This is a genomic window from Citrobacter sp. Awk 4, from assembly GCF_028069725.1.
Taxonomy (GTDB): Bacteria; Pseudomonadota; Gammaproteobacteria; order Enterobacterales; family Enterobacteriaceae; genus Citrobacter_D.
Genome location: NZ_JANEWG010000025.1, coordinates 1 through 9,445 on the forward strand (window position 1 = coordinate 1; position 9,445 = coordinate 9,445).

The window sequence follows — 9,445 nt, forward strand, 5'->3', positions numbered from 1 at the left end:
ATGTTAAAGAGTCGATTAATATTCATGAAAAAGAACGGATAAAGGATTTAGATGCCGATATTGTCGTCACCTTCTCAAACCGCATTTCATGGTTGCTAAATGAAATGAACGTTGACCATATTAAGGTGAATTATCACCTCAAAGATAATGACATCCGGGTTTTTATGGATCATGGTTTCTCCAGTAATCTCAATAGAAAACTGCCCACCCATGATTTTTTAGATGCTATTGAAGGAAAGTCAAGAGACGAGATTCATGAGATTATTAAGAAGAACTACATGAATTATTTCACATAGTGCCCGGGACATGTCAGATGAGCCGCTTTAACTCTATACCCCCGGTTAACTCAAAAAAGAACCGGGGGATTTTTGAAAAACAATGCTTTCTCTATTTTATTGCCGCCATAACATCTGGCGGCTTTTGGCTATTCTGCGGCTATTATTCAGGCACATCATTTATTAATTGATGGCTCCGGCATTGATATTCACCGGCATTCCGGAGCGACGTTCCAGTTCACGATTAACCCGGTTGCTGTCAACACCACTCCCCTGCACGAAAGCGCGCAGCGCTGGCGTTACCGGCAGCGGGACTTTTCGGTCGGATTCATATTCGGCGCGATTACGCGACAACGGTTCGTGAACTTCAAGCCAGCGGCTACCGTCCGGCTCTGTGGTATATTTCACCGGTTGGTCGATAAGCTGCACACGCGTACCCACCGGCACGTTGTCGAACAGATATTTGATGTCATCATTACGTAAGCGGATACAGCCCTGACTCACACGCAGGCCAATACCAAAATTGGCGTTCGTGCCGTGGATAGCGTACAGCTTGCCAATATAAATAGCGTACAGCCCCATTGGGTTATCCGGCCCCGCAGGAACAAACGCAGGCAGACTCTCGCCTCTGCGGGCATATTCGCGTCGGGTATTCGGGGTTGGGCTCCATGTCGGCGCTTCTTGTTTACGCTGTACCGATGTCACCCAGTTACGTGGCGTTTCTCGCCCCGCCTGACCAATACCGATAGGCAGAATTTCAACCGTATTTCCCCCGCTCGGATAATAATAGAGACGCATTTCCGCAACGTTAATTACGATACCCTCGCGGACCGTCGCAGGCAAAATGAGCTGCTGTGGGATAACGAGAGTCGATCCGGACTTCGGCAGATACACATCCACACCGGGATTTGCTTCCAGCATGTTGCTCAACCCCAGACCGTACTGAGCCGCAAACGTCTCCAGCGGTTGGGTATTTTTATCCGGTACTATCATCGTCAGCGGAGCGCCCACCAGACGACTCCCGTCAGGCGGTAACGGGTAGCTCACCGCCAGAGCTACCTGGCTGGTCAATAGCATCGCCAGAGAGCAAAACAATTTCACACGACGCATCATTTCCCTCTCCTCAGCCGCGGCAGGTGTCAGTTAATTATAGCTTTTTGGTATACGATTAGGTGTTAACGAAGGACTGTTCGCACGCAAGAGTGTAACAATAAACGGGTTTAAAAAGGAAACCCCCACCTGTAAGCGGGGGTTGCAGAGAATGACTACGCTTCTTTACCGTCTGGCAGTTCGATATTGAAGTCAGCCAGATGTCCCATATTGCTGTACATGGCGCAGGCCGCCTCAACAATCGGCATGGCCAGGGCGGCACCACTGCCCTCACCCAGTCGCATCCCCATATTCAGATACGGGTCCAGTTCAAGATGCGCCAGCGCAATCCTCGCCCCTTTCTCCGCTGAGAAATGGGAAGGTATCAAATACGGTTTAATCTCAGGGGCAATCCGACAAGCCGCCAGCGCCGCAGAATAAGAGAGGAACCCATCTATCAGTACGGGTAATCCGCAAGATGCAGCGCCAAGCATCACGCCAGCCATCCCCACCAGATCAAATCCCCCCACTTTGGCCAGCACATCAATACCGTCACGCGAGTCAGGCTGATTCACGCTAATGGCACGACGCACCACATCCACTTTATTCCCCACTTTAGACAACGGGAGATTGGCCCCAATCCCGACCACATCCTCAGCATCGTTTCCAGTCAGCACGCTCACAATTGCCGCGGCCGGGGTGGTATTCGCCATACCCAACTCCCCAACACCAAACAACGTTACGCCGCTCTGCGCCAGTTCCCGGGTATATCGAATGACTTCCAGCAGCAACTCTTCCGCTTGAGCACGGCTCATGGCCGGCCCTTTGGCGATATTGCCGCAGCCACGCGCCACGCGCATGTTTACGGTGCCAGGGATCGGGTCGCAGTCAATCCCCGCATCGATCACATGTACCTTAGCCCCCGCCTGTGCGGCGAGAACACAGACGCCTGTCGTTCCCCGCAGCATATTCGCCGCCTGAATCGCGGTAACGACTTTAGGCGAGACGGCGACCCCTTCATCCCATACGCCGTGGTCCGCGCACATCACCAACATCGCTTTCTCACCCACGTGAGGTACGCCGTTGAGACCTGGCATTCCGGCCAGTTGCACAGCCAGCGCTTCCAGGCGGCCAAGACTGCCTGGCGGCTTGAGCAAACCGTCAATATGTTGCTGCGCACGCGACATCGCATCACCGTCAATCGGTGGGATCGCACGGAGTACTGAGGATAAAGTCTGCATAAGGGTTCTCATTGTGTTGGCTGACTCACAGCAGAGCCAGCAGGAAGATTAACTCGCCAAGTTCGATAGCCGCGCCCAGCGTATCGCCAGTTTGTCCACCCAACGTACGTTTAAGTAATTGACCAAGAATGAAAATCACCACCATTGTGACCACTATTGCCGCCAGCCCATGCATCCCCGGAAGCAGTACGGCAGCCAAGATTGCCGCTAACCCCAGCGTGACACAGGTCTGTCGCCCGGTGACTTTGCCGATAAACACATTGCCCAGCCCTTCTTCACGGGCGTAGCGATGACGATACATCAGCAACACGGCAATGCCCCGCCCTGCGGCGCAGGCAGCCACCAGCGACGCCAGTACAGGCGTTCCTCGCAGCGCCAGTTCACTGACCACCAGAACCTTTGCCAGCAAGACAAAAATCAGTGCCAGTCCGCCGTGGGTTCCCAGACGGCTGTCACGCATGATCTCCAGCATCCGTTCCCGGCGACGCGCAGAAAATACACCATCGCAGGTATCGGCAAGGCCATCCAGATGAAATCCGCCCGTCAGCAACGCCAGCGTCAGCACGGCAAACAGTGACGCCAGAGGAATACCGCACCAGGGTTGCACGGCCATAAACACCAGACCACTGAGTCCACCCAGCACAAGGCCAATCAGCGGAAACATCACAATACCGCGTGAATACTGATCGAAATCCAGCCCCTGCGACCAGCGCACGGGAACGGGCAAACGACTGATAAACGAAAGCATTGCCCAGAACAACTTACTCATTTAATTTTGACTCCAATACCTGACACCACCAGCCACACCTCATCGGCAGCGCTGGCGAGCCGTTGATTTACCCGCCCGGCAATATCGCGAAAATGGCGCGCCAGGCGATTTTCCGGGACGATGCCCATCCCAACTTCGTTGGTCACCAATACCACTTTTGCAGGGCAGCGCTGACAGGCAGCAATCAACGCACGGACCTCATCCTCAATGGCGCGTTCCATCGCCGCATAATCCCAGCTGTCGGGATCGCTCTCGCCCCCCAACGCAAACAGCATGTTGGTCACCATTGTCGTGATGCACTCCAACAAAATGGCTTCATTGGGATCGTTTTGCGCGGTGATCAGCTCATCAAGCTGTTGCCAGCGCTCGGCGGTACGCCAGTGCGCGGGGCGTCCGTCCCGATGATGTTGAATTCGCGCCGCCATCTCTTCGTCAAAAACCTGAGACGTTGCGATGTACAGCACCTGCGGTGAATCCGCAATCAGCGCCTCGGCATGTCGGCTTTTTCCGCTGCGCGCCCCGCCCGTCACCAGAATCATCATACAGGCTCCTGATATTGCTGCATGATTTGATAAATTTTATCAATATCAATATGTTCACGCATCCCTTCAGCCAGCAGATCGAACTGCTGCAATTTGTACTGACCATACTGAAAAGTCATATCCAGGGGAGCCAGCCCTTTACGCACGCGCAGGCCATTGAGCAGAGCGCGGGTAAAATCATCGCTATCAAACAGGCCATGCAGGTAGGTGCCAAACGCCAGTCCGTCCTCGGTTACTGCGCCATCCGCCACATATTGCCCGTTTTTTCGTAGTTGCATCACTGAGCCGCAATCCTCGTTCAGCGTGGTTTCGCCCATGTGAATTTCATAGCCACGTACGGGTAAACCTGAAGCCGCTGCCAGCCAGCCAGGCAACGCAGACGACATAGTCGCCTCGACCTGGGTCGTGGTTTTATGCTGCGCAAAACGGGTGACGGTGTTAAGTAAACCCAGTCCCGGCAGCGTGCCCAGTCCGGACTCCACTTCATCAATGATGGTATCGCCGAGGATCTGGTAGCCGCCGCAAATGCCCATGACAGGCACGCTGCGTTGATGTGCCTGCAAAACAGCATGCGCCATACCGCTTTCGCGCATCCACACCAGATCGCCCAGCGTATTTTTACTGCCGGGCAGAAGAACCAAATCGACCGTTTCCAGCTCTTCAGGGTGCCGTACGTAGCGTACCCGGACATCCGGTTGGGCGGCCAGCGCGTTGAAATCAGTAAAGTTTGAAATGTGCGGCAGTTGAACAACTGCAATATCGATGTCCCGTTTTTCGGTACGCAGGTATTTCCCTTTTTGCAGCGCCACGCCATCTTCATCTTCCAGATCGACATCCAGCCAGGGCATTACCCCCAGCACCGGCACCCCGGTCAATGACTCAATTTGTTCAATGCCGGAGTAAAGCAGCGCCACATCACCTCTGAATTTGTTGATGATCACCCCTTTCACTCTGGCGCGCTCATGGTCGTGCAGCAGAGCCAGCGTGCCATAAATAGAGGCGAAGACCCCGCCCCGATCGATATCCGCCACAAGGATCACCGGGCATTTTGCCATCTCCGCCATCCCCATATTGACGATGTCGCGATCGCGCAGGTTTATCTCTGCCGGGCTGCCCGCCCCCTCCAGCACAATGACGTCATGTTCCTGCGCCAGGCTGGTGTATACCTCAAGAATCTGTTCCCGTAGCCGCGGCTTATATTCGTGGTAGCTGACGGCGTCCATATCGGTGGCGACTTTACCCATCAGTACCACTTGCGCTTTGCGATCGCTGGTGGGTTTGAGCAGAACCGGATTCATTCGCACGTCAGGTGTAATCCCTGCGGCCTCCGCCTGAAAGATCTGCGCGCGGCCCATCTCTTTGCCATCCGGCGTGATACCTGAGTTCAGCGCCATATTCTGCGATTTAAAAGGCGCCGTACGCAGACCGTCCTGATAAAAAATACGGCACAGTCCTGCCACCAGCACGCTTTTACCCACATCAGATGCCGTTCCCTGCAACATTATTGCCTGCGTCATGACGCCTCCTTCAGTGCGTTCTCTCGCATACGACTAAAAAATTCAGCTTCTGTTTTACACAGCGGCAGACCCAATTGGGCATGCAGTTTCACCAGCCAGGGCTGCGTTAACCCGGCTTGTTCGATTAATTCAGTACGGGCAAATACCTCGCCCGGCTCGCCATGCGCCAGCACTTCGCCACGGCGCAGAACATACACCGCATCGCTGACCTCATAGATGAGATCGATATCGTGGCTGGAGATGACGACGTGATTCCCCTGCGCCACAATCCGCTTGATGATGTCGATCATTTGCGTTCTTCCGGCGGGATCGAGACCTGCCGTCGGTTCATCCAGCAACAAATAACGGGCCTGTAATACCATCGCACCCGCAATGGCCACGCGTTTTTTCTGCCCGTGGCTTAAACACTGGATAGGCTGATGGCGAAAATGCTGGGCATCTACCAGCGTCAGCGCATCCTCCACGCGTCGGGCTATCTCGGCTTGTGCCACGCCCAGATTACGCAGGCTAAATGCAATGTCGCTATCGATGTCGGTATAGAAAATTTGCTGATCGGGGTCCTGAAAGACGGTCGCCACCAGTTGGCGCAACGCCAGCAGGCCGCGCTTACTGTAATCCAGTGGTTTTCCCTGCCACAGAACCGCCCCTTTTTGTGGGCGTAAAAGGCCGCTCAGGTTCATAAATAGCGTCGATTTCCCGCAACCATTCGCGCCGACTAATCCGGTCACAGAATTCGCGGAAAAATCCAGCGAGAGCCCTTTGAGTACCTGCTCATCCTGATAGCGAAACCACAGATCTGTCGTGGCAAGCATGCTTTTCCTTACAGGTGAAAATCACCCTGATACAGTTTGATATCCAGCGTGGTCGCCATTTGCTGATAGCGAATCAGCACGCGAGTAAACAGTAATCCGACCAACATCGCCAGAGAACGGTAGCCTTTCGGCAAACTACGATACCCAAAACGCAGCGTTTGCGCGCGATGAATGGCAAGCGCCTCGTCTAACAGAATAAAAATGAAGCGCCAGGTCAGCAGGATCTGCTCGGTGAGCAGTCGCGGCACACGCGCGCGTTTAAGCAATACAATCAACTGGGGAAACGGTAGATTCAGCACCAGCCAGAACGTTGCCGCGAGGGCGGCCAGGCTACGCCAGAAGGTTTCGTTAGCGGTGATGAGCCCTGAAGAGGTAATACCCAGCCAGTACGACCCGACAGGGAAACTGACCAGCAGCGACTGGGGATCGCGGCTGATACTAAACAGAATCGTCACCACCCCAACCATTAAAAAACCAAAGGGTAAGGCCATCCACCGACACCAGCGCCACACCGAAAGACGTAACAACCAGCAGGTCAGCCCTGCGGTAAACAGGAGCTCAATGCCCTGCCCCCAGGGAGGCAAGGTGAACGCCAGCGTCATCATCACCACCCAGAGTAAAAACTTTCGCTCCGGTGAGACATGAAACCAGCGGCTCTGGTAGCTAAGCCTGTCAAGTCCGGTCATCACGACGTTGCCTGCCTTTGCAATATCCCAGAATGTAGAAAATCACTGCCGCGCCAAGTGAACCTTGCAGAGTGAACAGTAGACTTTCGATTTCACCGCTGGCGGGTTCATACAGCGGTTCGAACCAGGGTTTATAATCCGGTGCAATCACTTGGATCTGGCTTTCCGCCTCCCCATCAGAACCGCCGTATTCGCCGCCATGATTAATGAAGAACGGCAGAACAACCAGGGCTATCACCATGCTCAACAATATCAGCGTCTTTTTCATCCTAATGTCCTTGTGCGGTAATCAACCGCCGCTTGGTCAACTGGTCGTAGATCATGACGGTTAACAACCCTTCCGCGATCGCAATTGGAATCTGTGTTAAACAGAAAATACCCATAAATTTGACAATGGACCCTGTCGCGCCCACCTGCGGGTCCGGGAAGGCAACCCCAAGCTGCACAGAGGTGACGAAATAGGTCACCAGATCCGCCAGCATCGCGCACAAGAAGACCCCGACATCACGGCGTAATCCTGCGCGACAGGCCATTTGCCACACCAGATATCCCACAATCGGCCCTATCACCGCCATCGACATGCCATTCGCACCCAGCGTGGTCAGCCCGCCATGCGCCAGCAACAATGCCTGAAAGAGCAAAACGATCGCGCCAAGCACCGCCACAACACCGGGTCCAAACAGAATAACCGCCAGTCCAACCCCTGTCGGATGCGAGCAACTCCCGGTCACGGAGGGAATTTTCAGCGCCGAGAGTACGAAAATGAATGCCCCGCACAGCGCCAGCAGCACTTTCTGGTGGTTATCTTCCTGGACAATCCGCCGCAGGCGAACCAGTCCGTACCACAGGCAAGGTAAAAACAGCAGCCACCATGCTAACGCCCACATCGGCGGCAGAAACCCTTCCATGATGTGCATCGCGAACGCCTGTTCGGGGACAACCATCAGTAATAGCGCCGCCGCCAGCCCACTGAATGACAGCTGTTTCAGCTGTTTTTCGAGTATCATTCCTCGCACCCCCATCGTTTGTTGACCAGAATGGTCGAGAAGTAAGGCAGCGACTGCTCATCACTCACCTCATCCAGGTGGCGCCAGCATTGCTCGCCAGGTAAGGTGGCTTCGGCCATCATCAGAGCGCAGTCCAGTAAGCCTTCTTGTTGCAGCAACGCTTTAATGCGACTGAATCTGCCGTATACCTTCATGAGCACCAGGCTTTCGTGCTGCTTAAGCGCCTGCTGAATTTCAGCTTCCGGCGCCGTACAGGAGATCACCGCCAGCGACTGTTGTTCCATTGCCAGCGGCGTTTTTGAGCGGGCGGCAATAGCGGCAAACGAGGTGACGCCAGGGACAATTTCCAGCCACTCCTGGCTGCCAATACGCTGCAATAAAAAGACCCACGTGCTGAACAACATGGCATCGCCGAGCGTAATAAAGCCAACCTGTTTTCCGGCCTGAACGTCTTTGACCAGCGCGGCGGCGACCTCGTCCCAGACCGCCTCTTTCTCGGCGCTGTCGGCGCTCATCGGGAAATGGCAGCAACGTACTTCTGTCTGTTCGCCGATATATTCACGCACAATGGAGAGCGCCAGGCTGTCACCGCCTTTACGCCCGGCCGGGGCATATAAAATATCCAGTGAACCGAGGATCCGCGCCCCACGCACCGTGATCAAATCAGACGCGCCTGGACCGGTGCTCAACGCATACAGTTTACCGCTCATGCTGCTTCCTCCACCGCCATATCCAGCGCTTGTTGCAGGTGCGCGACAAACATCGCGCGAACCGCTGGGTTTTCTCCCAGTCCACTTAACCACGGCGTGGCCGGAATACCGGCGGCGTTAAACCGTGTTTTCCAGGAGTCCTCTTCATCAGAGGCCATGTCGTTGATGGCGTGATCGCCTGCGACCAGCATCAGCGGCATAAGATGCACGCCGCTAACGCCTTCTTTGCCCAGACTCTCAATGAGAATCTCGACTTCCGGATAACTCTCTACCGCCCCCACGCGAGCCGGGAAACCCTGCGCCGTCATCATATGGTCAAGGCAGGCATAGGCGGCAAAAGCATGATGGCTGGCGCCGTGCCCCATAAACACCACTTTTTCCGTTGTCTCAAGCGCGGGCATCTGTTGCTGCAAAGCCTGCATCAGTTGCGCGTAATCACGATGGCTGCTCAATAACGGCGCGCCCAGCGTCAGGCGAGAAAACAGCGGGCGCATGCTTTGCACTTCACGGACAATTTTTTCGTATTCATCACCGTTAATGATGTGCAGGGACTGGATGGCAACATCCTGATATCCCTGCGCAGCGAGTTTTTGCAATGCCTGCAACGGCGTGTCGATATCAATCCCATCGCGCTGTTTAAGTTTGCGGATGATCATCCCGGAGGTGAAGGCGCGAAACAGATCTCTGTCAGGGCAACTGGCCGCCAAATCGCGCTCACAGGCCACAATATTTTTTTCACAGGTGTCGTGATAGCTGGTGCCAAAACTGACGACCAGAAGTGCTTTTTTCATGTGTGA

Annotated in this window: 12 protein-coding genes; 1 reads left to right on the forward strand and 11 read right to left on the reverse strand. The window is 54.7% G+C overall.

From position 1 onward, the window contains the following. On the forward strand, positions 1 to 296 hold a 296-nt coding region (locus tag NNO04_RS12230; RefSeq protein ID WP_271444873.1), incomplete at its 5' end, for a hypothetical protein. Between the two features lie 162 nt (positions 297 to 458). Here the strand turns inward: NNO04_RS12230 and ldtA are convergent. The 11 genes from ldtA to cbiK form a co-directional block, all read right to left on the reverse strand. Then, entirely contained in the window at positions 459 to 1,388 is a 930-nt protein-coding gene (ldtA, locus tag NNO04_RS12235; protein ID WP_271444874.1) for a L,D-transpeptidase, read from the reverse strand. Positions 1,389 to 1,540: 152 nt separating this feature from the next. Continuing rightward, entirely contained in the window at positions 1,541 to 2,605 is a 1,065-nt protein-coding gene (cobT, locus tag NNO04_RS12240; RefSeq protein ID WP_271444875.1) for a nicotinate-nucleotide--dimethylbenzimidazole phosphoribosyltransferase, read from the reverse strand. A gap of 25 nt (positions 2,606 to 2,630) precedes the next feature. Next, positions 2,631 to 3,374 carry an adenosylcobinamide-GDP ribazoletransferase gene (gene cobS, locus NNO04_RS12245; RefSeq protein ID WP_271444876.1) on the reverse strand — a complete coding sequence of 248 codons (744 nt, stop codon included), beginning with the start codon at positions 3,372 to 3,374 and terminating at the stop codon, positions 2,631 to 2,633. Further along, positions 3,371 to 3,916 carry a bifunctional adenosylcobinamide kinase/adenosylcobinamide-phosphate guanylyltransferase gene (gene cobU, locus NNO04_RS12250; protein ID WP_271444877.1) on the reverse strand — a complete coding sequence of 182 codons (546 nt, stop codon included), beginning with the start codon at positions 3,914 to 3,916 and terminating at the stop codon, positions 3,371 to 3,373. Before cobU ends, cobS begins: the two co-directional genes overlap by 4 nt. After that, on the reverse strand, positions 3,913 to 5,433 hold the full coding sequence (locus NNO04_RS12255; RefSeq protein WP_271444878.1) for a cobyric acid synthase: 1,521 nt from the start codon (positions 5,431 to 5,433) through the stop codon (positions 3,913 to 3,915). The genes cobU and NNO04_RS12255 overlap by 4 nt, the downstream gene beginning before the upstream one ends. After that, positions 5,430 to 6,245, reverse strand: a complete 816-nt coding sequence (locus NNO04_RS12260) for an energy-coupling factor ABC transporter ATP-binding protein (protein ID WP_271444879.1) — start codon at positions 6,243 to 6,245, stop codon at positions 5,430 to 5,432. The genes NNO04_RS12255 and NNO04_RS12260 overlap by 4 nt, the downstream gene beginning before the upstream one ends. Before the next feature lie 8 nt (positions 6,246 to 6,253). Next, positions 6,254 to 6,931: an energy-coupling factor ABC transporter transmembrane protein gene (locus NNO04_RS12265; RefSeq protein WP_271444939.1), complete on the reverse strand. Its 678-nt coding sequence runs from the start codon at positions 6,929 to 6,931 to the stop codon at positions 6,254 to 6,256. After that, positions 6,918 to 7,199 (reverse strand): energy-coupling factor ABC transporter substrate-binding protein, encoded by a 282-nt coding sequence (locus NNO04_RS12270; protein WP_271444880.1) that lies wholly within the window; start codon positions 7,197 to 7,199, stop codon positions 6,918 to 6,920. Before NNO04_RS12270 ends, NNO04_RS12265 begins: the two co-directional genes overlap by 14 nt. 1 nt (position 7,200) lies before the next feature. Then, positions 7,201 to 7,938, reverse strand: a complete 738-nt coding sequence (gene cbiM, locus NNO04_RS12275; RefSeq protein ID WP_271444881.1) for a cobalt ECF transporter S component CbiM — start codon at positions 7,936 to 7,938, stop codon at positions 7,201 to 7,203. Further along, a complete protein-coding gene (locus NNO04_RS12280) occupies positions 7,935 to 8,648 on the reverse strand; it encodes a cobalt-factor II C(20)-methyltransferase (protein WP_271444882.1) in 714 nt (237 codons plus the stop codon). The genes cbiM and NNO04_RS12280 overlap by 4 nt, the downstream gene beginning before the upstream one ends. Further along, complete coding sequence (gene cbiK, locus NNO04_RS12285) at positions 8,645 to 9,439, reverse strand: sirohydrochlorin cobaltochelatase (RefSeq protein ID WP_271444883.1); 795 nt, start codon at positions 9,437 to 9,439, stop codon at positions 8,645 to 8,647. The genes NNO04_RS12280 and cbiK overlap by 4 nt, the downstream gene beginning before the upstream one ends. Between the last annotated feature and the right edge of the window lie 6 nt (positions 9,440 to 9,445).